This window comes from Kitasatospora sp. NPDC005856, assembly GCF_040629945.1.
Classification (GTDB): Bacteria; Actinomycetota; Actinomycetes; order Streptomycetales; family Streptomycetaceae; genus Kitasatospora.
The window spans coordinates 19,406-44,452 of the sequence record NZ_JBEXWT010000028.1 but is presented as its reverse complement, the minus strand read 5'-3'; the positions used below and the strand labels follow the sequence as shown (position 1 = coordinate 44,452).

The 25,047-nt window shown below is 73.6% G+C and carries 22 protein-coding genes; 14 read left to right on the top strand and 8 right to left on the bottom strand.

Translation table 11 applies throughout. From position 1 onward, the window contains the following. Positions 1 to 8 precede the first annotated feature (8 nt). From ABZ449_RS18890 to ABZ449_RS18870, 5 genes are all read left to right on the top strand, one after another. A complete protein-coding gene (locus ABZ449_RS18890) occupies positions 9 to 923 on the top strand; it encodes a F0F1 ATP synthase subunit gamma (RefSeq protein WP_360346970.1) in 915 nt (304 codons plus the stop codon). Positions 924 to 925: 2 nt separating this feature from the next. Continuing rightward, a complete protein-coding gene (gene atpD, locus ABZ449_RS18885) occupies positions 926 to 2,371 on the top strand; it encodes a F0F1 ATP synthase subunit beta (RefSeq protein WP_360346968.1) in 1,446 nt (481 codons plus the stop codon). A 186-nt stretch (positions 2,372 to 2,557) separates the two neighbouring features. Continuing rightward, complete coding sequence (locus tag ABZ449_RS18880; protein ID WP_030057524.1) at positions 2,558 to 2,941, top strand: F0F1 ATP synthase subunit epsilon; 384 nt, start codon at positions 2,558 to 2,560, stop codon at positions 2,939 to 2,941. 148 nt (positions 2,942 to 3,089) lie between these two features. Continuing rightward, on the top strand, positions 3,090 to 3,590 hold the full coding sequence (locus tag ABZ449_RS18875) for a DUF2550 domain-containing protein (protein ID WP_030057523.1): 501 nt from the start codon (positions 3,090 to 3,092) through the stop codon (positions 3,588 to 3,590). 102 nt (positions 3,591 to 3,692) lie between these two features. Beyond that, entirely contained in the window at positions 3,693 to 4,265 is a 573-nt protein-coding gene (locus tag ABZ449_RS18870) for a cob(I)yrinic acid a,c-diamide adenosyltransferase (RefSeq protein ID WP_360346966.1), read from the top strand. Between the two features lie 111 nt (positions 4,266 to 4,376). Here ABZ449_RS18870 and ABZ449_RS18865 read toward each other — a convergent pair whose 3' ends face one another. Then, entirely contained in the window at positions 4,377 to 4,988 is a 612-nt protein-coding gene (locus ABZ449_RS18865) for a hypothetical protein (RefSeq protein WP_360346964.1), read from the bottom strand. Between the two features lie 148 nt (positions 4,989 to 5,136). On the opposite strand from ABZ449_RS18865, the gene ABZ449_RS18860 reads away from it, so the two are divergent. The 5 genes from ABZ449_RS18860 (at position 5,137) to ABZ449_RS18840 (ending at position 11,349) form a co-directional block, all read left to right on the top strand. Continuing rightward, complete coding sequence (locus ABZ449_RS18860; RefSeq protein WP_360346962.1) at positions 5,137 to 6,354, top strand: histidine kinase; 1,218 nt, start codon at positions 5,137 to 5,139, stop codon at positions 6,352 to 6,354. Next, complete coding sequence (locus ABZ449_RS18855) at positions 6,351 to 7,001, top strand: response regulator transcription factor (RefSeq protein WP_360346960.1); 651 nt, start codon at positions 6,351 to 6,353, stop codon at positions 6,999 to 7,001. Before ABZ449_RS18860 ends, ABZ449_RS18855 begins: the two co-directional genes overlap by 4 nt. Before the next feature lie 254 nt (positions 7,002 to 7,255). After that, complete coding sequence (locus ABZ449_RS18850) at positions 7,256 to 8,125, top strand: 3-hydroxyacyl-CoA dehydrogenase family protein (RefSeq protein ID WP_360346959.1); 870 nt, start codon at positions 7,256 to 7,258, stop codon at positions 8,123 to 8,125. Between the two features lie 353 nt (positions 8,126 to 8,478). Then, complete coding sequence (locus ABZ449_RS18845) at positions 8,479 to 8,799, top strand: STAS domain-containing protein (RefSeq protein WP_360346957.1); 321 nt, start codon at positions 8,479 to 8,481, stop codon at positions 8,797 to 8,799. Positions 8,800 to 9,045: 246 nt separating this feature from the next. Further along, the gene (locus ABZ449_RS18840) at positions 9,046 to 11,349 is read left to right on the top strand and encodes an ATP-binding protein (RefSeq protein WP_360346955.1); all 2,304 of its coding nucleotides are present in this window, start codon (positions 9,046 to 9,048) and stop codon (positions 11,347 to 11,349) included. 4 nt (positions 11,350 to 11,353) lie between these two features. On the opposite strand, the gene nucS is transcribed toward ABZ449_RS18840, so the two are convergent. Next, the gene (nucS, locus tag ABZ449_RS18835) at positions 11,354 to 12,013 is read right to left on the bottom strand and encodes an endonuclease NucS (RefSeq protein ID WP_360346953.1); all 660 of its coding nucleotides are present in this window, start codon (positions 12,011 to 12,013) and stop codon (positions 11,354 to 11,356) included. Between the two features lie 482 nt (positions 12,014 to 12,495). On the opposite strand from nucS, the gene ABZ449_RS18830 reads away from it, so the two are divergent. Beyond that, positions 12,496 to 12,888: an SCO5389 family protein gene (locus ABZ449_RS18830; RefSeq protein WP_360346951.1), complete on the top strand. Its 393-nt coding sequence runs from the start codon at positions 12,496 to 12,498 to the stop codon at positions 12,886 to 12,888. An 84-nt stretch (positions 12,889 to 12,972) separates the two neighbouring features. Here the strand turns inward: ABZ449_RS18830 and ABZ449_RS18825 are convergent, their stop codons facing one another. Next, entirely contained in the window at positions 12,973 to 14,121 is a 1,149-nt protein-coding gene (locus tag ABZ449_RS18825; protein WP_360347056.1) for an LLM class flavin-dependent oxidoreductase, read from the bottom strand. Between the two features lie 399 nt (positions 14,122 to 14,520). On the opposite strand from ABZ449_RS18825, the gene ABZ449_RS18820 reads away from it, so the two are divergent. Beyond that, entirely contained in the window at positions 14,521 to 14,847 is a 327-nt protein-coding gene (locus ABZ449_RS18820) for an ATP/GTP-binding protein (RefSeq protein WP_360346949.1), read from the top strand. 27 nt (positions 14,848 to 14,874) lie between these two features. Here the strand turns inward: ABZ449_RS18820 and ABZ449_RS18815 are convergent, their stop codons facing one another. Beyond that, on the bottom strand, positions 14,875 to 15,642 hold the full coding sequence (locus ABZ449_RS18815) for an ABC transporter permease subunit (protein ID WP_360346947.1): 768 nt from the start codon (positions 15,640 to 15,642) through the stop codon (positions 14,875 to 14,877). 1 nt (position 15,643) lies between these two features. Further along, positions 15,644 to 16,648, bottom strand: a complete 1,005-nt coding sequence (locus ABZ449_RS18810; protein ID WP_360346945.1) for an ABC transporter ATP-binding protein — start codon at positions 16,646 to 16,648, stop codon at positions 15,644 to 15,646. A 93-nt stretch (positions 16,649 to 16,741) separates the two neighbouring features. Here ABZ449_RS18810 and ABZ449_RS18805 point away from each other — a divergent pair, with 93 nt between their 5' ends. Beyond that, entirely contained in the window at positions 16,742 to 17,539 is a 798-nt protein-coding gene (locus tag ABZ449_RS18805) for an alpha/beta hydrolase (RefSeq protein ID WP_360346943.1), read from the top strand. Continuing rightward, a complete protein-coding gene (locus ABZ449_RS18800) occupies positions 17,536 to 17,856 on the top strand; it encodes a hypothetical protein (RefSeq protein ID WP_224283203.1) in 321 nt (106 codons plus the stop codon). The genes ABZ449_RS18805 and ABZ449_RS18800 overlap by 4 nt, the downstream gene beginning before the upstream one ends. Before the next feature lie 146 nt (positions 17,857 to 18,002). Here ABZ449_RS18800 and ABZ449_RS18795 read toward each other — a convergent pair whose 3' ends face one another. The 3 genes from ABZ449_RS18795 to mce all read right to left on the bottom strand — a co-directional run bounded on the left by ABZ449_RS18795 (position 18,003) and on the right by mce (position 25,024). Beyond that, positions 18,003 to 18,932, bottom strand: a complete 930-nt coding sequence (locus tag ABZ449_RS18795) for a cellulose-binding protein (protein ID WP_316526249.1) — start codon at positions 18,930 to 18,932, stop codon at positions 18,003 to 18,005. A gap of 117 nt (positions 18,933 to 19,049) precedes the next feature. After that, on the bottom strand, positions 19,050 to 24,074 hold the full coding sequence (locus ABZ449_RS18790; RefSeq protein ID WP_360346941.1) for a hypothetical protein: 5,025 nt from the start codon (positions 24,072 to 24,074) through the stop codon (positions 19,050 to 19,052). Positions 24,075 to 24,583: 509 nt separating this feature from the next. After that, positions 24,584 to 25,024: a methylmalonyl-CoA epimerase gene (gene mce, locus ABZ449_RS18785; protein ID WP_316526247.1), complete on the bottom strand. Its 441-nt coding sequence runs from the start codon at positions 25,022 to 25,024 to the stop codon at positions 24,584 to 24,586. Positions 25,025 to 25,047 lie beyond the last annotated feature (23 nt).

Genomic DNA, 25,047 nt, shown 5'->3' with positions numbered 1-25,047 from the left:
AACGACCCATGGGAGCACAGCTTCGGGTCTACAAGCGCCGGATCCGCTCTGTCACCGCGACGAAGAAGATCACCAAGGCGATGGAGATGATCTCCGCGTCGCGCATCGTCAAGGCGCAGCGCGCGGTGGCCGCCTCCACTCCGTACGCCGACGAGCTCACCCGGGCGGTGACGGCGGTGGCCACCCGGTCCAACGCCAAGCACCCGCTCACCACCGAGAACCCGAACGCCAAGCGCGCGGCGGTCCTGCTGATCACGGCGGACCGCGGCCTGGCGGGCGGCTACTCGACCAACGCCATCAAGGCTTCGCTGGTGCTCTCCGAGCGCCTGCGGTCCGAGGGCAAGGACGTGGTGGCGTACATCATCGGCCGCAAGGGCGTCTCGTACTACACGTTCCGCGGTCTGACGATCGAGGGCTCGTGGACGGGATTCTCGGACAAGCCGACGTACGGTGACGCGAAGACCGTGGCGGCCGACCTGATCGAGGCCTTCACGGCCGAGACCGGCGGTGTGGACGAACTCCACCTGGTTTCCACCGAGTTCGTGTCGATGCTGACGCAGAACGCGGTCGAGGCGCGGCTGCTGCCGCTGAAGCTGGACGAGGTCCAGCTCAGCGACCAGACGCCGGCCAAGGCGGAGATCTTCCCGCTGTACGACTTCGAGCCGTCGGCGGAGGGCGTCCTGGACGCGCTGCTGCCGCGGTACGTCGAGAGCCGGATCTACAACGCGCTGCTGCAGTCGGCCGCTTCCGAGCACGCCGCCCGCCGCCGCGCGATGAAGAGCGCGACGGACAACGCCGGCGAGCTCATCAAGTCGCTCACGCGGCTTGCCAACTCGGCCCGTCAGGCCGAGATCACCCAGGAAATCAGCGAGATCGTCGGCGGCGCCAACGCCCTCGCCGACGCTAGCCGCGGGAGCGAATGAGTATGACCACCACTGTTGAGCCGACCACGGCGACGGGCCGCGTCGCGCGGGTCATCGGCCCGGTCGTCGACGTGGAGTTCCCCGTCGACGCGATCCCGGACATGTACAACGCCCTGCACGTCGAGGTGGACAACCCCGACGGCACGGGCAAGAAGACCCTGACCCTCGAGGTCGCCCAGCACCTCGGCGACGGCATGGTCCGCGGCATCTCGATGCAGCCGACCGACGGCCTGGTCCGTGGTTCGCAGGTCACCGACACCGGTGCGGCGATCTCCGTCCCGGTCGGCCAGATCACCAAGGGCAAGGTGTTCAACGCCCTCGGTGACGTGCTGAACGTCGACCCGGCGGAGTTCGACAAGCAGGTCGAGGTCCGCTGGCCGATCCACCGCAAGGCCCCGGAGTTCAAGGACCTCGAGTCCAAGACCGAGATGTTCGAGACCGGCATCAAGGTCATCGACCTCCTCACCCCGTACGTCACGGGTGGCAAGATCGGTCTGTTCGGTGGTGCCGGTGTCGGCAAGACCGTTCTGATCCAGGAGATGATCTACCGCGTCGCCGAGAACTTCGGTGGTGTGTCGGTGTTCGCCGGTGTCGGCGAGCGCACCCGTGAGGGCAACGACCTCATCGACGAGATGGTCGACTCGGGCGTTCTGGACAAGACCGCGCTGGTCTTCGGCCAGATGGACGAGCCGCCGGGCACCCGTCTGCGCGTCGCGCTCTCCGCGCTGACCATGGCGGAGTACTTCCGTGACGTCGAGAAGCAGGACGTGCTCCTCTTCATCGACAACATCTTCCGGTTCACCCAGGCCGGTTCCGAGGTGTCGACCCTGCTCGGCCGCATGCCCTCCGCGGTGGGCTACCAGCCGAACCTGGCCGACGAGATGGGCCTCCTGCAGGAGCGCATCACCTCGACCCGCGGTCACTCGATCACCTCGATGCAGGCGATCTACGTCCCCGCGGACGACCTGACCGACCCGGCGCCGGCCACCACCTTCGCCCACCTGGACGCGACGACCGTTCTGTCGCGCCCGATCTCGGAGAAGGGCATCTACCCGGCCGTCGACCCGCTGGACTCCACGTCCCGCATCCTCGACCCGCGGTACATCGCGCAGACCCACTACGACACGGCCATCCGTATCAAGGGGATCCTGCAGAAGTACAAGGACCTCCAGGACATCATCGCGATCCTCGGTATCGACGAGCTGTCCGAGGAGGACAAGGTCACGGTCCACCGTGCCCGTCGCATCGAGCGCTTCCTCTCGCAGAACACCTACGTGGCGAAGCAGTTCACCGGTGTCGAGGGTTCGACGGTCCCGCTGTCGGAGACCATCGAGGCCTTCAACGCGATCGCGGACGGCAAGTACGACTCCGTCCCGGAGCAGGCCTTCTTCATGTGCGGTGGCATCGAGGACCTCGAGAAGAACGCCGCCGAGCTGGCGAAGAAGTAATCGCGGCCGGTAGCAGCTGTGCGTGACCGTGAGGGGTGGCCCCCGAGCCTGGGGACCACCCCTCGCGTCGCATCGGCTGTGATTCCGGTCAAATCCGTGCCGCCGGTTTCATGCCGGAGGCGCGGGGCCGTTATTCTTACCGAAACTCCCGAGTAATCGGGCGTTGCATGAGCCTAGGAGCCCACGTTGGCTGAGCTGCACGTCGAGCTGGTCGCAGCCGACCGCAAGGTGTGGTCCGGTGCGGCCACCATCGTCGTCGCCCGTACGGCCTCCGGTGACACCGGCATCATGCCGGGACACACCCCGGTGCTGAGCGTGCTGGAGACCGGTCCCGTCACCATCCGCACGGTGGACGGCGGCACCGTGATCGCCGCGGTGCACGGCGGCTTCATCTCCTTCGCCGACAACAAGCTGTCTCTGCTCGCGGAGATCGCCGAGCTGGCGGACGAGATCGACGTCGCGCGTGCCGAGCGCGCACTGGAGAAGGCCAAGTCGGACCTGGACGAGCACGCCGAGCGGCGCGCCGAGGTCCGTCTGTTCGCGGCGCGCGGCCTCAAGGCCCACGCCTGAGTGCGCCGGACCCCGGCTTAGCGGGGTCGACCGACGGTCCCGGGGACGCGCGAGCGTGACCCCGGGACTGTCGTCGTAGTTGGTAGGTCAGCGCGGTCGCTTGATACGACCGCTACGGGGAACGCGGGTAGCGAGGAGGTGGGTGAGCATGGTCCTCGCGCTTGTGGTGTGTGCGGCGGTCGTGGCCCTGGGTGTGATCGGGCTGATGGCCTTCGCCGTCCGGCGCCGCCTGATCCAGCGGGTCGGCGGCACCTTCGACTGCAGTTACCGGCTCAAAATGCCGGCCGACGCGTCGACCCAGCCCGACCTCGACGAGAACGGCAAACCCACCTCCGCCCCGGTCCCCCCGACCGACGGCAAGGGGTGGGTTTTTGGTATCGGCCGGTACAGCGGTGACTCGATCGAGTGGTTCCGGGTCTTCTCGTACGCCCCGCGGCCGCGCAAGGTGCTGCCGCGCCGGGAGATCGAGGTGCTCGGCCGGCGCTACCCGGAGGGCCAGGAGGAGCTGGCGCTGCTGTCCGGCTCGGTGGTGCTGCGCTGCCTGCACAACGGGGCGCCGCTGGAGCTGGCGATGAGCGAGGACGCGCTGACCGGCTTCCTGGCCTGGCTGGAGGCGGCCCCGCCGGGGCAGAGGGTCAACGTCGCGTAGCGAGCTCCGAACCGGTCCTGGGAGCTCCGAGGTGCTCCTGGGTGCGCCGGGGTGCTCCGAGGCGGGGTTAACGGAGCCTAACCCGGCGGCTACTCTGGCCGCATGGTCAATCTGACGCGCATCTACACCCGTACCGGCGATGACGGCACCACCGCGCTCGGCGACATGAGCCGGACCAGCAAGACCGACCCGAGACTGATCGCCTACGCGGACGCCAACGAGGCCAACGCCGCGATCGGCGTGGCCCTGGCCGCCGGTGAGCTGCCGCAGGACATGACGGCGGTGCTCGTCCGGATCCAGAACGACCTGTTCGACGTCGGCGCCGACCTGTCCACCCCGGTGGTGGAGGACCCGAAGTACCCGCCGCTGCGGGTGCTGCAGTCCTACATCGACCGGCTGGAGGCGGACTGCGACGAGTACCTGGCGCGCGTGGAGAAGCTGCGCAGCTTCATCCTGCCGGGGGGCACGCCCGGGGCGGCCCACCTGCACCTGGCCTGCACGGTGGTGCGGCGGGCCGAGCGCTCGACCTGGTCGGCGATCGCGGAGCACGGCGACAGCGTCAACCCGCTGACCGCGAAGTACCTCAACCGGCTGTCCGATCTGCTGTTCATCCTGGCCCGGGTGGCCAACAAGGAGCGCGGGGACGTGCTCTGGGTCCCGGGCGAGAACCGCTAGACAGGCCCTCTGGGGCGCTGACGCCGTCGGGCAGGCCGGGGGCCCGTCCTCGGACCCTCCCCCGCGGGGGTCCGAGGACGGGCCCCCGGCGTCTCGGGGCCGTCCGGTGCCTCAGGGCCGTCCGGCCGGGGTGCGGGTGCGGGCGTCGCGCTTCTCGGTGACCACCCGGCCGTTCTCGACCGGCACGCCGGCCGGCGGCTCCTTGGGCCAGAGCGAGTAGCAGCCGGCCACGATCACGTTGACCACGGCCGCGATGCCCAGCTTGAGGTACCACTGGGAGAAGGTGCCGAAGTGCGCGGAGCCCGCGGAGAGCGGGACGAGCAGGGTGATCAGGCTCAGCGTGATCGCCGCCGACACGACCGTGCGGCCGGCGATCTGCCACTCGTACCTGGTCCGCTCCGGCCCGTACTTGGGCGAGGGCAGCGGCTTGGGACCGCCGGCGAAGCGGTGCAGGAAGTGCCGGTCGGCCCAGCGGACCAGCGAGGGGCCGTAGCCGATCGAGAAGCCCGCGTAGCTCGCGGCCAGGGCGTGGGTCCAGCTCGCGGTGGCGCCGCCGCGCAGGTCGAGGACGGTCAGGGCGTACAGGGTGAGGTCCACCACCGGCAGGCCGACCAGCAGCGCGGTGCTGGTGCGGCGCCACCGGAGCAGGTAGCGGCTGGTGAGGCCGAGGCCGAGCAGGATCCAGAAGGAGATCTCGGCCGCGACGACGAGGGTGACGATCACGTTCTGCTCCCGGGTGTCTCGGCGGTGCCTTCAGCCTGGTGCGCGGGCCCGCCGGTGTCGTCGTCTCGGGGTGCCGTCCGGGCCTGCACCTTTCGATGTAGCGGGCTCCTCCGTGGACCGGAACCGGCCGGCCGTCGGGGATGGTGAGATGGGGAACGTGCCCTTCCCGTTCCCCGCCCTGTCCCCGCGCCGCCAGGACCAGCTGATCGCCCTCGCCGGGCTGCTCGGCGGCGCGGTGCTGATCGTCTTCGGGGCGTACGACCAGGCCGACCGGGTGCCGCCGTGGGCGGTGCTGGCGCCGCTGCTGGCGATGGCCGGGCTGGAGCTGCTCCGGCGGACCAGGCCGGCGCTGGCGGTGTCGGTCGGTGGGCTGGTCTTCGCGGCGAGCGTGTTCGCCGGCAACCTGGTCGCCACGCTGATCATGTACACCGACCTGCTGTACGCGGCGGTGATCTACGGCAGCCCGCGGATGTCCCGGGTGCTGCACCTGTCCGGCGGGGCCACGGTGCTGGTGCTGTCCACCCTGGCGGCCGTCTACGGCGGCACCTCCTTCGCGCTGCTGATCGTGGTGGTCAGCACGCTGGTCTTCCTGGGCCCGGTGTGGAGCGGCGACGTGGTGCGCAAGCACCGGAAGGAGGCGGAGGCCGAGCGGCTGCGGGCGGAGCAGACCGCGCTGCTCTCGGAGCTGGACCGGCGCGAGGCAGTCGGCGCCGAACGGGCCAGGATGGCAAGGGAGTTGCACGACGTGGTGGCCAACCACCTGTCGGCGATCGCGATCCACGCCACCGGCGCCCAGTCGGTGGCCAGACGCCGGAACCTGCCCGAGGACGATCCGCTGGTGGAGGTGCTGGCGGTGATCCGGGAGAACAGCGTCCAGGGATTGGCCGAAATGCGACGCATGATCGGACTGCTCCGGGACAGTGGCGGGGGAGAGGTGGACGAGTCCTACGCGGCGCCCGACCTGGCCGCGGTGGACGCCCTGTTGGCCAAGGCCCGGCCGGCCGGCCGGGACGTCGGGCTGGACTTCGAGCTGGACGAGCGCGGCGAGCGCGGGGACGTGCCGGTGCCGGTCGGGCTGGCCGCCTACCGGATCGTCCAGGAGTCGCTGACCAACGCCCTCAAGCACGCCGGGCCCGGACTGGTCAGCCTGCGGCTGGAGTTCGCGCCGCAGGAGCTGCGGATCGCCGTCGACAGCCCGTACCGGGGCGGGCCGGGCCGTGGACTGCCCGGCGCCCGGGCCGGACTGGTGGGCATGGCGGAGCGGGCCGGGCTGCTCGGCGGCAGCTTCGAGGCCGGGCCGAAGGACGGGTGCTGGAGCGTGCGCGCGGTGCTGCCGCGCGCCCAGGGGAACGAGGGGCGGGCATGACGATCCGGGTGCTGGTGGCCGAGGACCAGGCGGCGGTGCGGGCGGCGCTGGTGATGATCCTGCGCGCCGAGCCGGAGTTCGAGGTGGTCGGGCAGGCCGCCGACGGTGAGGAGGCCGTCCGGATGGCCCTGGAGCTGCGGCCGGACGTGGTGCTGATGGACGTGCAGATGCCCCGGCTGGACGGCGTCTCGGCGACCCGCGAGGTGGTCGCCGCCGGGGCCGGCCAGGTGCTCGTGCTGACCACCTTCGACCTGGACGAGTACGTCTACGGCGCGCTGCGGGCCGGCGCGTCCGGGTTCCTGCTCAAGGACCTGGAGGCGGACACCCTGATCGAGGGCATCCGCACGGTGGCGCGCGGGGACGGGATGCTGGCGCCCTCGGTGACCAAGCGGCTGATCGGGTCCTTCGCCCGCCCCGAGCGGCCGGTCGGCCCGGAGGCCCGGGCCGCGGTGGGGGCGCTGACCGGCCGCGAGCGGGAAGTGCTGGCCTGCATCGGCGCCGGGATGTCCAACGGGGAGATCGCGGCCCGGCTGGAGATGGCGGAGGCGACCACCAAGACGCACGTCAGCAGGATCCTGGCGAAGCTGCGGCTGCGCAGCCGGGTGCAGGCGGCGATCCTGGCGCAGGACCTCGGGCTGACGGTCTGACCGTCTGATCACCTGACCATGTCGGTTGCAGATCACACTCTCGATTGCTATGGCGCGGGGGGATCCGGGCATTAGAGTCCGCGTGAGCGAGCGGAGCGAGCGAACCACGGGAACCGCGAACTCCGCGAAAAGCGACTGCCGAGCGTCAGCGAGGCAGGAGAATTGAGCGACGCGGCTCGAGCGGCGGTGACCCCTGCCCTGAGCCGCTTTCAGGGTCCGCCCGCGGGGCGGCGACGGCATCGGGAGACCCAGCCATGAGCAATGCGTCCAGCAAGCAGATCGCCGTGATCGGTGCCGGCCTGATGGGCGCCGGCATCGCCCAGGTGTCCGCGCAGGCCGGCCACCCGGTGGTGCTGCGGGACGTCACCGAGGAGGCGCTCCAGCGGGGCCTGGCGGGCATCCGCGCCTCCTACGACAAGTTCGTCGCCAAGGGCAGGCTGAGCGCCGAGGACGCCGAGGCCGCGCTGGGCCGGATCACCACCACCACCGACCTGGGCGCCGTCGCCGAGGCCGACATCGTGGTCGAGGCCGTGTTCGAGAACCTGGAGGTCAAGGAGGGCGTCTTCCGCGAGCTGGACAAGCTCGCCAAGGACGGCGCCGTGCTGGCCTCCAACACCTCCGCCATCCCGATCACCCGGATCGCCGCCGTCACCGGGCGCCCGGAGTCGGTCGTCGGCGTCCACTTCTTCTCGCCCGTCCCGATGATGAAGCTGGTCGAGCTGGTCCGCGGCTACAAGACCAGCGACGAGACGCTGGCCGCCGCCCGCGCCTACGCCGAGGGCGTCGGCAAGGACGTCGTGGTCGTCAACCGCGACGTGGCCGGCTTCATCACCACCCGCCTGATCACCGCCCTGGTCGTCGAGGCCGCCAAGCTCTACGAGTCGGGCGTGGCCACCGCCGAGGACATCGACACCGCCTGCCGGCTCGGTTTCGGCCACGCGATGGGCCCGCTGCAGACCGCCGACCTGACCGGCGTGGACATCCTGCTGCACGCCGCCCAGAACATCTACACCGAGACCAAGGACGAGAAGTTCGCGGCGCCGGAGATCATGGCCCGCATGGTCACCGCCGGTGACCTGGGCCGCAAGAGCGGCCGCGGCTTCTACCCGTACGAGGGCAAGTGAGCCGGCGGGGCTGAACGACCGGCGGGCCGTGCGATCGGAGCATCGTACGGCCCGCTCCACCGGGGCGGGTGAGTTTCCTCACGCCCGGTGCCGCAGACGGGTGATTTGGGCGGTAATCGAGCGTAGGTGTGGGGGCGACCTGCGTATATTCCCTCGGACGGGTGAAGTTGCTTCAGATCTGGCCGGAACCAGCAACCTGCGGAGCCGGTTCACCGTCAGATGAAGGAACCCGGCATTCCGCCCGGGTCCGGGCGTGGGGCTGCGGCCCGCCCGGATGCACCCCCCGCTCCCGCCCCCGGCACGACCGGGGCGGACCCGCCCCGCACCAGGCCGTCCAGGCGAAGGAGGAGAGCATGCGCATCACCGGCGACCACAGGGCGCTGGCCATCGAAGGCCGCCTCGACGTGCGCACCGCCGCCGACGCCCGGGCCCGGCTGCACCAAGCCGTGGACGGCGGCCTCGGCGACCTCGTGCTCGACCTCGGCCGGCTGGAGTTCTGGGACGCCACCGGACTCGGCGTGATCATGGGCACCCACCGCCGGGCCGGCCGGATCGGCCGCCGGCTGGTGCTGCGCTCCGTCCCGGCCCAGCTCCAGCGACTGCTGGTGGCCACCAAGCTGCACCGCATCCTGGCCGTCGACGGCGCCGCCGAGGCGCACGGGATGGCTCTCTGACCCCCACCGCGCCGCGCGCCGCGAGCGTGCGCCTGCGCACTCCGGCCCCGTCCGCGCAACCTCCCTGGTCAGCGCCGCGGACCGGCCCTCCGCCGCGGACCGCCCTGCACGGCCGGCGCCGAATGTGCAAGAGTCTGCCCGTCAGAAGACGGCCGCGGGGCTGCCTCCAGCCCGGCCGCGGCCGCCACCGGGACGTCAGCCGGGCGGCGCGGGGCGCCGCCGGCCGAGCACGATGCGGAGCAGAACGTGGCACAGCCATCCGGGGAGTTCCGGCAGGAGGCCGTCCGCACCCGTGGCGGCGAACTGGTCTCCGGCGGCCTGCTGGTGGGCGTCGGCGCGCCGGACGGCTCCGAGGCCAGACCCTGTCCCGAGGAGTGGCGGCCGCGTCCGCGCCGGATCGAACGCAGCGAACCCGCCCGCGGCCCGGCCGGCGGCGTCGGCCGCGCGGTCGGCCCGCTCGCGCTCGGCGCCGGGCCCGCCGACCTGCCGCTGCTGGACCGCGAGGCCGACACCGCCGAACTGCTCGCCCTGCTCGCCGAGGGCCGCTCGATACGCCTGGTCGGCCAGGCCGGCTCGGGCCGCAGCGCACTGCTGTCGGCCGTCGCCGAGGCCGCCGCCGACCTCGCCCCCGGCGGCGTGGTGCAGCTCTGCGGCCACCGCCGGACCGTCGCCGACCTGCTCCAGGACCTCTTCGCGGCCACCCACCACGCCCCCGGCTACCGCCCCGACCCCGGGCAGCTGGCCGCCCACCTCGCCGAGGTCGGCGCGATCGTGGTGATCGACGCCGCCGAGCCCTCCGGCGCCGAGCTGGAGGACCTGCTCGCCGCCGCCCCCGGCTGCGCCTTCCTGATCTCCGCCGCCCCGGAGGGCCCGCCGCTGCCGCCCGGCTCCCGGCTCCAGGACCACCTGGTGGCCGGGCTCTCCCGCTCCGCCTGCCTCGCCCTCACCGCCCGGCTGGCCGGCCGGCCGCTGGACGTCGCCGAGAAGGCCTGGGCGGTGGACCTCTGGTTCGAGTCCGAGGGCCTCCCGCTGCGCTTCGTCCAGGCCGCCGCGCTGCTGCGCCAGCGGGACGTCTCGGTGGACGCGCTGGTCGCCGCCGAGGACGACCGGATGGACGTCTTCGGGGCCGTCGACGAGCCCGTCCACGACGCGGACCCGGCGGTCCGGGAGAACGCGCTGCGCAGCACCGTCCCGCTGCCCTCGGTGGCGGAGACCGCCTCGCCCGCGGTCCGGCTCGCCGAGGGGCTGAGCGAGCCCGCGCAGGCCGTGCTGCGGCTCACCGTCGCGCTCGGCGGCGAGTGCCCCACCGCGCCGCACCTGCCGGCGCTGATCGACGTCGGGCAGGGCGAGGCCGCCCTCGCCGAACTCGCCGACGCCGGACTGGCGGTGTCCATCGGCGGGCACCACCGGCTGACCGCCGGCGCGCTCGAACTGCTCGCCCCGCACTGGCCGGCCCGCGGCTGTGTCGACGGAGCCGCCCAGCACTTCGCCTGGTGGGTGGGGCACAGCTCGGTGACGCTGGAACAGGTCGCCGCCGAGGCCGAGGTGATGATCGGCGTGCTGCTCGCCGACCGCACCGCCGGGCGGCACGACGCGATGGTCCGGCTCGCCCGGGCGGCGGCGCCCGCGCTGGCGCTGTCGCTGCGCTGGGGCGCCTGGGAGCGGGTGCTCCAGCTCGGTCTGGAGGCGGCCCGGCACACCGGTTCGGCGGTCGACCAGGCCTGGTTCCACCACGAGGCGGGCGTGCACGCCGTCTGCGTCCGGCAGCCCTCCCGGGCCATCGCCGAACTGGAGACCGCGCTCACCCTGCGGACCACCGCGGGCGAGCAGCGCGGGACGGCCGCGGCGCGCCGGATGCTCGACCTGCTGCGCGCCGAGGGCCGGCAGCTGCCGGCCGCCGCGCCCGCCGTGGCGGCGCCCGGCCGCGCCCCGGTGATCCGCAAGATCGCGGCCCGGGTGCCGGCCGGACTGAAGTCCAGCAGGCGGCGGCGGGCGGTCGTGGTCTCCACGGCGGTGCTGACCCTGGGGGTCCTCGGCACGGCGGTGGCGATGAGCTTCAGCGGGCCGGACGAGGTCAGGGGGAAGGACCCGCACAACGGCCGGCTGGACGGCGGCGGCACCCAGGACCCGCCGTTCCCGCAGCCCTCCGGCAGCACCGCGCCGGGAACGGCCGGTGCCGGGCCGAGCGCCGCGACGACGCAGGGCGGCAGCCCGGAGCCGTCCGCGAGCGGCAGCGCCTCCCACTCGCCGAGCGCCTCGCCGACGAGGAAGCCGAGCTCCTCGCCGGGGGCGGGCGGGTCGCAGACCCCGCAGCAGCCGCAGCCGCCCGCACCGGGCCAGCCGCAGCCGCCGGGCCCGAACCCCGGTGGTCCGGGCGGAGGCGGCGCCGGCGGGGGTGGCGCCGGCGGGGGTGGCACTCAGCCCGGTGGCGGCGGCACCGGCACCTCGCCGTCGCCGAATCCCTCCGCCGCGACCGACAAGCCGAGTTCGCCGCCGACCGGCCCGGTCAGTCCGACCGGAACGTTCAGTCCGTCGTCGAGCCCGACCTGAGCGGTCAGAACAGCTTGAGCTTGTCGTCGTCGATGCCGCGCAGCTCGTCGTAGTCCAGCACCACGCAGCCGATGCCGCGGTCGGTGGCCAGCACGCGGGCCTGCGGCTTGATCTCCTGCGCGGCGAAGATGCCCTTGACCGGGGCCAACAGCGGGTCCCGGTTGAGGAGTTCGAGGTAGCGGGTGAGCTGCTCGACGCCGTCGATCTCGCCACGGCGCTTGATCTCGACGGCCACCGTGGCGCCGTCGGCGTCGCGGCAGAGGATGTCCACCGGGCCGATCGCGGTGGGGTACTCGCGGCGGATCAGCGACCAGCCGGCACCGAGCACCTCCATCCGGTCCGCGAGCAGCTCCTGGAGGTGTGCCTCCACGCCGTCCTTGATCAGGCCCGGGTCGACCCCGAGCTCGTGGGACGAGTCGTGCAGCACCTCCTCCAGCGTGATGATGAGCTTCTCGCCGGCCTTGTTCTCCACCGTCCAGACCCCGTCGGCCTCCTTGAGGACGCACGGCGGGGACATCCAGTTGAGCGGCTTGTAGGCGCGGTCGTCGGCGTGGATGCTGACGCTGCCGTCGGCCTTGACCAGGATCAGCCTGGTGGCGGAGGGCAGATGGGCGGAGAGCCGACCGGCATAGTCGACTGAGCAGCGGGCAATTACGAGACGCACGGTCGACCACGCTAGCCCACCAGGGCCAGTTGATGCGATTCCGCGACGGCGGGGTGAAGAAAGCGCGAACCCGGCCAACATGGAGGTCCTGCGGTCCCGCCACCGCCCCGTCGAGGTCTGGCGCCCCTTCCGTCGAGTCGCTACGGTGTGTGACGGCACGCTCGCGGGATCGCTGTCAACGGGGATGGAGACTTCAGATGAACGATCCGACGGGATCCGGCCAATCTGGTGCACCGCAACATATTTCCGAAGCAATCCCCGGGAATGACCGGCCCGCCCCGCCGTTGACTGCCACGCTGTCCTGAGCGCGTTCGGTATCCAGGGCGTCACGTCCCGTGGTGCCGCCGCTGTCGCGAAGGCGCCGGAAACCCCTGTCCCTCGGTCGTTCCGGACGCCCCATGCGAATCCGCCACCCTCACTGTGAGCTTGACCTACGCACGACCACCCGGGCGCCGCGCGGGTGGACCGCGAGAGGAGAATCCATGTCGCTCGACGTCTCACCGGCCCTGCTGGAGAAGGCCGAGCGGGGCGAGGTCGACGAGCGGGAATTCGTCGACTGCGTCCGCGTCTCGCTGCCGTACGCCTGGGACCTGATCAGCTCGCTGGTCGCCCAGGCGAAGGTCGACAACACCGACTTCGCCGACAACCAGGTACCACCGCCCAGCGAGCAGGCCCGCGGCCAGCTGCTGCGCGCGCTCGCCAGCGACGCCATCCGGGGCGCACTCCAGCGCCACTTCGGGGTGCGGCTGGCCTTCCAGAACTGCCACCGGGTCGCGGTGTTCCTGCCGTCCGAGGCCAACGAGGCACGGTACGACCGCTTCACCTCGGTCCGCGAGCAGCTGCTCAACCAGTCCGAGGAACTGCGGGACTGCTGACCCCGCCGTACCCCGCTGCGGCGCCGGCCGCCCCCGTCCCCCGGAACGGGGGCAGGGGCGGCGGCCCGGGCCCCGGCCCAGCTGCTAGCCCAGTTGCGGCAGCACCTCGGAGCCGAGCCGGGCGATGTTGTGCAGGGTCGCCTCCTGGTCGCCGCTGCCCTCGGCGAGCAGGGCGAAGCGCCGGATGCCGGTGCGCTCGGCGGTGGCCAGCAGCCGGTCGGCGCACTGCCGCGGGGTGCCCACCGCGTGCAGGTCGCAGAGCAGCTCGGTGTACTGGCGCGGATCGCGCATCCTGCGCTCGCGGCCGTCCACGGTGCGATGGGCGCCGAGCCCGTACTCGAACCAGCCGGGCATCGCGTCCAGCAGGGTGGACCGGGCCGCCGAGGTACGGTCGTCGACCTGGGCCACCCCGGCCGCGACGTGCTGGCGGCCGATCCGGCGCAGCTGCTCCTCGCCGCGCCCGGCGGCCAGCCAGGCGGTCCGGTACAGCTCCAGCATCCGCAGCTTGTCGTCGTCCCCGGAGTGCATGCCGAGCAGCATCGGCAGGCCGCGCTCGGCGGCCAGCCGCACCCCGCCCGGCGAGGTGCAGGCGACCACCACGGGCGGTCCGGCCACCGGCCGTCCGGCGGCGGTGAGCGCCTCGCCGAGGCCCTCGTCGTCCCGGCGCTGGCGCGGGAAGCGCACCGGGCCGGACTTCCCGCCGAGGCCCAGCCAGCTGCTCAGGGCCGGCCGCCGCACCGGCTCGGTCGCCCGTGGCACCACGGCGACCTCGGGGAAGGCGAACTGCGGGCCGTCCGCGCCCACGCGGGAGCCGCGCAGCCAGCGCAGCAGCAGGTCGAGGCGCTCCGGGAAGCCCTTCTCGAAGGCGTCCACGCCGCCGCCGAACACGTCCAGGTCGATCCACGGCCCACCGCGGCCCACCCCGAGGGTGAACCGGCCGCCGGAGGTGAGGTGCAGCAGCGCGGCCTGCTCGCCGAGCCCCACCGGATGGCGGGTGGAGAGCACGCTGACCGCCGTGCCGACGCCGATCCGGCGGGTGCGGCCGAGCAGCATCGCGGCCAGCGTGGCGGCGTCCGGGCACACCCCGTACGGCACGAAGTGGTGCTCGGCCAGCCAGACGCTGTCCAGCCCGGCGCGTTCGGCCTCGACGGCGGACTCGACGGTCCGCTCCAGCGCCTCGCCGTGGCTCTGCCCGGGGAACTGCGCGGACAGCAGGAACAGGCCGACCCGCACCGGGCCGGTGGACGGCGGCAGTGCTCCCGCCCGCTGGGGTGCCGGCAGCGGCTCGCCCGCGACGGCCGTGACGGCCGTGACCGGGGGGACGGACGTCAGCGTCGGACCGGGGGCGGCCGGCCGGACCCCGACGGGCCGGCCGCTCTCGGCGCGGGCGCTGGTCTTGCTCATCGTTGGTCCTCCTCGGGTGCGCGCAGGGTCTGCGGGCCCCGCCTTCTCCCCCTGTGGGTATCCGATGTCATGTGCCAATGGCACGCGGAACCCTCGATTTCCCCGATGATCGGGTGGATCTCGGCAAAAACCCCGAAGTGCCGGAGGGACCCGTGGTAGTGGCCGTGGGGGAGTCCGCCCGGCCGTAGGCTGGAACGACCCAGAGCCCCGGAGGAGAGGGAGTCCGCCGTGTCGCCGCGCCGCAACCGCATCAAGAGCGCCGCCCCCCGCGAGAGCGCGGAGCCGGCGGCCGCCCCGCTCGGCGGTTCGCTGCGCCGCACCGAGAGCTACCAGGGCGACGACTGGATCGTCCAGACGGTCGCCGGGACGGCGGGCCGGTTCTACCGCTGCCCGGGCTGCGACCAGGAGATCCCGCCGGGGGTGGGCCACGTGGTGGCCTGGCCGATGCACGGCGCGGGGGTGGACGACCGGCGGCACTGGCACCGCGCCTGCTGGGGAGCGCGGGAGCGCCGGGCCTCCAACGTCCTGCGAGGCCGCGGCGCTCCGCGGTACTGACGGTCCGGCCGAGCCGGACCGGAGACGCTAGGCGTCGCGCTTCCTGAGCACCAGCGCACCGCCGACCAGCGCCGCGGCCGTCCAGGCGAGACAGATGAGGAAGCCGGTCCACGGCCCGTACGGCTGGCCGTGCTGCTCGTACACCAGCAGCATCCGCGAGCCCGCGTAGTCGGGGAAGTAGTGGGCCAGGGTCTTGACCTTCGGCACCGCCGAGAGGATCGGCGAGAGCAGGAAGAAGAACGGCACCAGGACGCCGAGCGCGAGCGTCTGGTTGTGCAGCATCGTGGTGACGCCGGCCGAGAACAGGCAGAGCATCGTCAGGTACAGCGCGGCCCCGAACACCGCCCGCAGCACGTTGGGCTCGCCGATCGTGGTGGAGTGCGGGCCGAGCAGCGACTGGCCGACGAAGAAGGTGACGAAGGCCGTCACCAGCGAGACCACGAGGGCCAGCGCGCCGAGCACCACCGCCTTGCCGGTGAGCAGCGTGGCGCGCTGCGGGACGGCGGCCAGGGTGACCCGGATCATGCCGCTGCTGTACTCGTTGCCGATCGCCAGCACGCCGAAGACGATGATCGCCAGCTCGCCGAGCATGATGCCGGCGAAGGACGTCCCGGTGGCGTCGAACGGGGACTGTTCGTTGCGGCGGAACTCGGTGAAGTTGTTGTTGGTGAGCAGGGACAGCAGCGCGCCGATGCCGACCGTGACGACGAAGGTCAGCGCGAGCGTCCAGACCGTCGAGCGGACGCTGCGGATCTTCGTCCACTCGGAGCGCAGGATCGCCGGGAAGGACGCCATCTCAGTTCTCCTCCTGCCGTGCGGTGGTGGTCTGCCGGGCGCCGCCCGCCTTCCAGCCGGCGCCCCACTCGCCGGCTGCGCCGGCCGCGTCCAGACCCGGTCCGTCCCCCGCGTGGTACTCCACCGAGTCGGCCGTCATCTGCATGAACGCCTCCTCCAGCGAGGCCTGCTGCGGGCTGAGCTCGTGCAGCACCACGCCGTGCCCGGCGAACAGCTCGCCGAGCCGTGCGATGTCCCCGTCGACCACCTCGTAGGAGCCGTCCGGGCCCGGCTCGTGCCGCAGGCCGGCCTCGGCCAGTACGTCGAGCAGCCGCTCGGGCTCGGGGGCGCGCAGCCGTACGGAGGAGCGGGAGTTGCGGCGGATGAACTCCGGCATCGGCAGGTCGGCGAGCAGCCGGCCCCGTCCGATGACCACCAGGTGGTCGGCGGTGACGGCCATCTCGCTCATCAGGTGGGAGGAGACGAAGACCGTCCGGCCCTCGGTGGCGAGGCGCTTCATCAGGTTGCGGATCCAGAGGATGCCCTCCGGGTCCAGGCCGTTGACCGGCTCGTCGAACATGACGATCTCCGGGTCGCCGAGCAGGGCGGAGGCGATGCCCAGGCGCTGGCCCATGCCGAGCGAGAAGCCGCGGGCCCGCTTGCGGGCGACCGGGGTGAGGCCGACCAGGGCGAGCACCTCGTCCACCCGGCGCTCGGGGATGCGGTTGCTCTGGGCGAGCCAGAGCAGGTGGTCGCGGGCGGTGCGGCCGGGGTGGACGGCCTTGGCCTCCAGGAGTGCGCCGATGTACTTGAGCGGCTCGCTGAGCTGCCCGTACCGCTTGCCGTCGATGGTGACCCGGCCGGCGGTCGGGCGGTCGAGGTCGAGGATCATGCGCATGGTGGTGGACTTGCCGGCGCCGTTCGGGCCGAGGAAGCCGGTCACCACGCCCCGGGGGACCTGGAAGCTGAGCCGGTCCACCGCGAGCGTCTTGCCGTAACGTTTCGTCAGGTCGTGCAACTCGATCATTCGCGCTCCCTCAGTTCCTTGCCAGGCTAGGACAAAGGGGGTATCGCGGCCCGCTGAGTGGGCCCGCCGGGCGCGCCGGAATAGGTTGGAGACATGACCCAGCTCCCCTCCGCAGTGTCGGTCCGCGAGAGCGGTACCGGAACACCACTCGTGCTGCTGCACGCCTTTCCGCTGAACGCCTCGATGTGGTCGTCCCAACTGGACTCGCTGCCCGGTCCGACCGGGGACGAAGCGCGTGTGCTCGCCCCCGACCAGCGGGGGTTCGGCGGCACCGGGCTGGGCGCCGACGAGCCCTCGCTGGACCCGGTCGCGGACGACCTCGCGCTGCTGCTGGACGCGGCCGGGATCGAGCGCGCGGTGGTCGCCGGGCTCTCCATGGGCGGCTACGTGGCGCTGGCCTTCGCCCGCCGCCACCCCGACCGGCTGTCCGGCCTGCTGCTGGCCAACACCCGGGCCACCGCCGACACCGACGCCGCCCGGACCAACCGGGAACGGGTGGCCGCCGCCGTCACCGCGCGGGACAGCGTGCGGCTGCTGCTGGACGAGCGGGTCGCGGCCGGGCAGCTCGGGCCCGACTCGCAGCACCTGGTGGAGCGGGTGGAGGCGATGGTCGCCGCCGCACCGCCGGCCGCCGTCGCCTGGGCCCAGCGGGCCATGGCGGCCCGCCCGGACTCCATGGACGTGCTGGCCGCCCTGCGGGTGCCGACCGCGATCGTGGCGGGCGCCCACGACGCCCTGGTGGCGCCCGAGGAGGCCGAGCTGATGCTGCGGGCCCGGCCGGACGCCGAGCTGACCGTCCTGCCCGGAGCGGGCCACCTGAGCGCCCTGGAGGCGCCCGAGGCCTTCGACACCGTCGTGCGCACCCTGCTCGCCCGGGTGGCCGCCGGATGAGCCAGGAGAGCCAGGACGCGGCGGCCTGGGACTTCTCGGCCCTGGAGGTGACCGGCCGGATGCCCGTGACCAACCGGGGCGAGGGGCTGGTCGAGCTCACCCTGGAACCGCTCGGCGAGGACTACTGGATGCGCCCGGGGGAGACCTTCATCGTCACCTCGTACGGCGACTACGGGCCCGGGCACCCCTTCGAGGTGCAGTACTGGCCGGACTCGGTGTCGGTCTGGTGCACCTCCTGGTTCGGCACCGTCTCCGACGACGAGGGCAACCAGCTCAGCAGCGGGTACCAGCGGCCGGACGGCGCCTACCCCAGGTAGCGGCCCCCTCCGGCAGGCCCCGGAAGCGCCCGAGACGGTGACGGCGCGAAAGGCCGACAGGCCCTCACCCTGGCGGGTGAGGGCCTGCGGTGCAACAGGGCCTGCGGTGCTTCCGGGTCCGGCGGTGCCGCCGGACCCGGCCCACGTCAGCGCGACTGCTGGGCGGGCACGCCCATGGTGTCGTCGGTCGGCAGCGAGGCGGCGGCCACGGCCGCGCCGGTCAGCGTCGCCAGCATCTCGCGGACGTTGGTCAGCTGGGCGTTGATGCTGTCGCGGCGGTTGGTGAGGGCCGCCAGCTCGCGCTCGGATTCGCTGCGGATGCGGTCCGCCTTGGCGTTGGCGTCCGCCACGATGTCCTCGGACTGGCGCTGGGCCGTCTCGACGGTCTGGCGGGCGCGGCGCTCGGCGTCGGTGCGCAGCTTCTCGGCCTCCAGGCGCAGCTGCTCGGCCCGGTGCTCGATCTCGGCCAGGCGCTTCTCGGCCTTGGCCTGACGGGCGGCCAGGTCCCGCTCGGACTGCTCGCGGCGCTTGGCCAGGTTGGTCTCGAACTCCAGCGCGGCCTGGGCGGCCTTGGTGCGGGTGTCCTCGAAGAGGGCGTCCGCCTCCTCGCGCTTGTTCTGGGCGTCCTTGTTGGCCTCGGCGCGCAGCTGGGCGGCGTCGCTCTTGGACTTGTCGACGATCCGCAGCCCCTCGTCCTCCGCCTTGGCCTTGCGGTCCTTGGCGTAGTTCTCGGCCTCGGTGCGGACCTGCTGGGCGGCGGCCTCGGCGAGCTCGCGGTGCTGCTCGGCGGCGCGGTGCGCCTCGTCGCGCAGGTCCTTGGCCTCCTCCTCGGCCAGTCGCAGGATCTTCTCGACCCGGGCGCCGAGACCGGCGTAGGAGGGCTCCTGCTCCACGACCGCCGCCTGGGCGGACTGGGTCTCCAGGTGAAGCTCCTCGATGCGCTTCTCCAGCGCGCTGATCCGGGTCAAGGCACTGTCACGGTCGGCCACCAGCTTGGTGATCCGCTCGTCGACCTGGGCGCGCTCGTACCCACGGCGCACCAGGTCGAAGCCGTGAGGGGAGTGACTGTCGCTCATGGGGTTCTGGGCTTCCTGTCGTCAAACCGCTGAGGTGGTTGAGGGAATCCTGACACGGTACCGGAGTGTTGACGGCGAAATGCCGTTCTCTCACGGACAATGACCGCCAATGTCCGCTCAATCGGGTGGTGAGCTCTTGGAGCGATTGCCACCCGACCGGGGGGAGCCAACTCCGGCACCGGCCTTGGCGCCCCCGTCCTTCTTGCTGCTGCTTCCCCCGTTGGCCTGGGCGACCGGCGCCGGCGCCTCGAACGCCTCCAGGGCGGACAGCACGTCCTGGACCCTGGAGATCTCGGTGTTGATGTCCTTGCGGCGGCGCACCAGTTCGTCCAGCTCGCGCCGGCCCTCGTCGGTGACCCGCTTCGCCTCGGCCTTCGCCTCGGCGAGCAGCCGCTCGGCCTCGGCCTTCGCCAGCTCGACCTGCTCGTCCGCGGCCTCGTCGGCCTCCCGCAGCCGCTTCTCCGCCTCGGCGGAGGCCCGGTCCAGCCGCTCCTCGGCCTCGGCCTCGGACGACTGGAGCTTCGCCTCGGCCTTCTCGATGAGCGCCTCGGCGCGGTCCGTGGAGTTGGCGAGCTTGGTCTCCGCCTCCTTCAGCAGGCCCTCCGCCTTGCGGACGGCCGACAGGCGGACCTTGCTGGCCTCCGCGGAGGCCTCCGAGGTGAGCTCCGCCGCGCGGTCCTCGGCCGCCGCGACCAGGGCCGCCGCGCGGTCCTCGGCCTCGGCGACGGTGGACACCGCCTGCTCCTCGGCCTCGGTCAGCTGCTCCTGGGCCGCCGTCACCAGCGCGTCCACCCGCTCGCCGGCCGACTTCATGGCCGCCGCGTTCTCCTTGCGGGCGCGCTCGTGCAGGGCCTCGACCTCGGCGTCGGTGCGCTCGCGCAGCTCCTCGGCGCGCTCCCGGATCGCGGTCGCGTCCCGGCGGGCCTCGGCGAGCAGGGCGTCCGCGTCGGAACGGCCCTTCTCGACCTCGGCCTGACCGGCCGCCTCGCCGGCGGCGACCAGCCGGTCCGCCTCCTTGCGGGCGGCGGCGACCATCGCGTCCGCCTGCTCCTCCGCGGCGGCGGTGGTCGCCAACGCGGTGGTCTGGGCGTCCTCGCCGAGCGCCTCGGCGTCCGCGAAGGCCTTCTCCAGGACGGACTTGGCCTGCTCGCGGGTGGCCTTGTCGAAGTGCTCGGCGGCCTCGCGGGTCTCGGCGTCGAAGGCGTCGGCGCGGGCGTGGGTGGCGGAGTCGTAATCGTCGGCCAGGGTGCGGGTGGCGAGGGCGTACTCCTCGGCCTCGGCCCGCAGGCCGGCCGCCAGCTCCTCGGCGTCCGCGATGGTGCGGGCGCCCTGGGCCTCGGCCTCGGCCACCGTACGGGCAGCCTGCGCCTCGGCGTCGGCGCGCAGGTGTTCGGCGGCCTCCTGGGCGGCGCGCAGCTCGGCCTCGGCGTCCGAGCGCAGCTGCTCGTCGTAGGCCAGGGCCTCGGCGCGTTGCCGGCCGAGCTCGTTCTCGGTGGCCTCCCGCTCGGCGGTCAGCTCCAGCTCGGTCTGCTCGCGCAGCGCGGTGGTCTCGGCCTCGGTGCGGGCCCGCAGGTCGGCGGTCTCGTGGTCGACGAGCTCGCGCTGCTCGGCGCTCTCCCGCTCGACCAGGGTGCGCAGCTCGGCGGCGTACGCGTCGGCGGACTCGCGCTGCTCGGTGGTCTCGCGCTCGGCGAGGGCGCGCAGCTCGGTGGCGTCCTGCTCGGCGGCCTCGTGGACCTCCGCGACCTCCTCCTCGGCGGCGGCCCTGAGCGCGGCGATCTGCTCGGCGGCGGCCTCGTGCATGCCGGCCACCGACTGGCGGACCTCGGCGGCCTCCTCCTCGGAGGTGGCCACCAGCTCGGCGCCCTCGGCCTTGGCGGCGGCGATCAGCTCGGCGCGGTCGGCCCTGGCCTGCTCCAGCTCGGCGGTGGCCTCGGCCCGGATGCCGTCGGCGGTGGCGCGGGCCTCGGACAGCTCGCGGCCGGCCTCGGCCCGGACGGTCGAGGCCTGCTCGTTGGCCAGGGCCAGCTCGGCGGCGGCCTTCTCGCGGGTGGCCTTGGCGTCCTTGGCGGCCTCGGCGCGGCGCTGCTCGGCGGTGGCCTCGGCGCGCTCCAGCACCTCCTCGGCGGCGGTGCGCTGCTCGGCGGCGTAGGTGTCGGCCTGCCCGCGGACGTCGGTGGCGTAGGCCTCGGCGGTCTCGCGGACGTCGGTGGAGTGCTGCTCGGCCTCCGCCCGGGTCTGCGCGGCGTAGGTGTCGGCGGCGGTGTGCTGCTCGTCGGCGTAGGTGTCGGCCTGCTCGCGGACCTCGGCGACGTGCTTGTCGGCCGCCTCGCGGACCTCGGCGACGTGCTTGTCTGCCGCCTCGCGGACCTCGGCGGTCTCGGCCGCCGTGCGCTTGGTGAGGTCGGTGGCGTGCTGTTCGGCCTCGGTGCGGACGCGGTCGGCGTAGGCCTCGGCGGTTTCGCGCTGCTGGGTGGTCTCGCGCTGGGCGAGGGCCCGGAGCTCCTCGGCGGCCTGCTCGGCCTCCGCCCTGGTCTGCGCGGCGTAGGTGTCGGCGGCGGTGTGCTGCTCGTCGGCGTAGATGTCGGCGGCGGTGCGCTGCTCGTCGGCGTAGGTGTCGGCGGCTTCGCGGACCTCGGCGACGTGCTTGTCGGCCGCCTCGCGGACCTCGGCGGTCTCGGCCGCCGTGCGTTCGGTGAGGTCGGTGGCGTGCTGTTCGGCCTCGGTGCGGACGCGGTCGGCGTAGGCCTCGGCGGTTTCGCGTTGCAGGGTGGTCTCGCGCTGGGCGAGGGCCCGGAGCTCCTCGGCGGCCTGCTCGGCCTCCGCCCGGGTCTGCGCGGCGGCCTGTTCGGCCTGCTCGCGGGCGGCCTCGGCGGCGTCCAGGTGCTCGGAGGTCTCCTCGCGCTCGCGCCGCAGCCCGTCGGCCGCCTCCTCCCGCTCGCGCCGGCTCTCCTCGCGCAGCGCGTTCGCGGCCGCCTCGGCCTCGGCCCGGGTCCGGGCGGCCTCGGTGTCGGTCTCGGTGCGCACCCGCTCGGCGTCGGCCACCGCGGCGTCTCGGACGGCGTTCGCCTCGGCCTGCGCCTCGGCGGTCAGGGCCTCCGCGGCGGCGGTCGCCTCGGCGCGCACCCGCTGGTCGAACTCGGTTGCGTCGCGCCGGAGTTCGGCGGTCTCGCGCTCGGCCGCGGCCCGGTTCTCGGCGGCTGCGGCCCGGGCGGCGGAGAGTGCGTCCTGGCCCTGCTGCTCGGCCGCCTCGGTGATCTTCCCGGCCTCGGTGCGGGCCCGGTTCAGGGTCTGCTCGGCCCGGCCCTGGGTCTCGGCGGCCTGCTCCTGGGCCTGCTCGCGCAGCCGCTCGACCTCCGCGGCGGCACCCGCGCGCAGCTCGTCCGCGTCGGTCTTGGCCTTGGTGAGCAGCTCCTCGGCGTTCTTCGCCGACTCCTCGATCTGTACCACGGCCTGGCGGCGGGCCTCGCCGCGCACCCGGTCGGCCTCGGCGGCGGCCTGGGCGCGCAGCTCCTCGGCCTCGGCCCGCAGCCGGGCCGCCTCGTCCTGCATCTGCTCGATCCGCTCGCGGACCGCGGCGGCGTCGTCCAGGGCGGCGTTCTGGGCCTGCTCGACGGCGGCCTGGGCCTGCTCGCGCAGCCGCTGCGCCTCGGCGGAGGCCTCCGCACGGATCCGCTCGGCCTCGGCGGCGGCCTCACCGCGCGCCGTCTCGGCGTCCTCGTTGGCCCGGCCGAGCACCTCCTCGGCGGTCTTGGCGGCCTTGGCGAGGTGGACGGTGGCGTCCTTGGCGCCGGCCGCCCGGCCCGCCTCCTCGGCCTCACCGCGCAGCCGCTGGGCGTCGGCCCCGGCCTGGGCACGCAGCTCGGCGACGTCCCGTTCGGCCAGTGCGCGCAGCTCGGCGATCGCCGCCTCGGCCTCGGACCTCAGCTCGGCGGCCACCGACTCGGCGGTGGCGCGCAGCCGTTCGCTCTCCTCCGCGGCGGCGGCCCTGGCCGCGTCGGCCTCGGCCTGCTTGGTGGCGGCCTCGGTACGGACGGCCTCGGCCTCGGCGCGGATCGCCGAGGCCTCCTTGGTGGCCTGGGCGACCATCCGGGCCACCTCGGCCCGGGCGGTCTGCGAGCGCTGCTCGTTCGCGGCCTCGCCGTCGGCGACCCTGCGTTCGGCGGCGGCCTCGGCATCGGCCTGGAGCTGTTCGGCGGCCTGCTCGGCCTGGGCGCGCAGCTCGGCGGCCTCGCGGCGGGTGCGCTCCGCCTCGGCGATCGCCTCGGCGCGCAGCCGCTCTATCTCGGCCTTGGCCGCGGCGAGCTGCTGCTCGGCCCGGGCCTGCTCGGCGGCGGCCTGCGCCTTGAGCCGGCCGATCTCGGCCTGGGCGGCGGCCAGCTGGCCCTCGGCGGCGGCGTGCGCGGCGGCCAGTTGCTGCTGGGCCTCGCCCCGGGCGGCGTCCACGTCGGCGGCGGCCTGGGCGCCGGCCTGTTGGGCCTGCTCGGAGGCGGCGCGCAGCAGGCGCTCGGCGTCGTTCTGTGCCCGCTGCAGGGCGGCCTCGGCGGCGGCGTGGGCCTCGCCGCGGGCGGCGTCCACGTCGGCGGCGGTCTGGGCGCGGGCCTGGTCGGCGAGGGCGACGGCCTCCGCGCGGGCGGCGGCGACCATCCGCTCGGCCTCGGCGCGGGCGTCCTGGAGCAGCCGCTGGGCCTCCTGCTCGGAGCCGGCCCGGCTCTGCTCGGCCCAGCCGTTGACGTGCTGTTCGGCGGAGCGGCGCAGTTCGGTGAGCTCGTCCTCGAGCTGGCGGCGGCGAGCGGCGAGTTCGGCCTCCAGCCGGGCGGTGCGCTCGGCGGCCTCGGCCATGATCCGCTGGGTGGCGGCCTGGGAGTCGCGCAGCTGGCGCTCGGCGTCGGCGCGCAGCTGCTGGGCCTGCATCTCGGCGGTGCGGAGCATCTGCTCGGCTTGGCCGGAGACGGCGTCGAAGGCGCGCGGCTGGGCGAGCATGCGGCGGGACTCGTGCAGCTTCGCCCGCAGCACCTCCACCTGGTAGGCGAGGTCTTCGGCATGCTCGACTGCCTTGTCCCGCTCCTTCCGAGTCCGACCCATCTCGGCCTCGAACTGGGAGAGGTGATCGTCAGCCTCGTAGCGGTCGTTGCCCCGCACTCCGCGGTCCCATCCATCTCCTGGTCGCGTCCTCGACCCGGCCGGTGCCGGGCTCCGGTATCCCGGGCGCCGGTCCGACTGGTCCTTGCATCCGCAGCCGGTGGACGGCTCCCCGCCATGCCGGGGCCGCCCGCCGCGGTCGTCGGAGTCCGGGGCGCGGGAGCGCGGTGGTTCCGCGTTCCCCCGTCCGGGTGGACTCCTGGGCGAACTCTTGCCTTGTGGAGAATGGTGACAGATCCGTCTTGCGACTGTTCAGCCGTGCCCGCGTAATGGACTCCCCTTGCGACGGGCCGACCACCGGCGGGCGGACGGGCCTGTCTTCGGCCGTGCCCGTCGCCTCCGTCCCCCGGAGCCTTCGCGCACCTGGGCATTGTAGTGGGAGCGCACTGCGGGGGAATGGCCGCAGGGGTGTTTTCCGGCTCTTCCCACCAGGTTACTGACGGGTCATGACCGACGGGCCGTCGGGTGCCCCGGGGGCGCCGCCCGCCCCGGGGCGGTCCGGGAGGGGGTCAGTGCTCGTCGTGGCCCTGCTGCGCGGAGGTCACCAGCTCGGTCAGGACGCCGCCGCAGTCCTTGGGGTGGAGGAAGGTGATCCGCGACCCCATCGAGCCGATCCGCGGCTGGTCGTAGAGGACCCGGACGCCCTTGTCTCGGATGGCCTCGGAGTCGCCGTCCACGTCGGCGGTGCCGAAGGCGATGTGGTGCACGCCCTCGCCGTTCTTCTCCAGCCACTTGGCCACGGTGGAGTCGGGCCGGGTGGGCTCCAGCAGCTGGAGGTAGGAGGCGCCGCCGTCGTCGGTGCCGTTGATCCGGAGCATGGCCTCGCGGACGCCCTGCTCCTCGTTGACCTCGGAGTGGAAGACCTCGAAGCCGTAGGTGGCGCGGTAGAACTCGACCGTCTTGTCGAGGTCGCGGCAGGCGATGCCGATGTGGTCGATTCGGGTCAGCACGACGGCCTCCGGGTGAGGGGAAG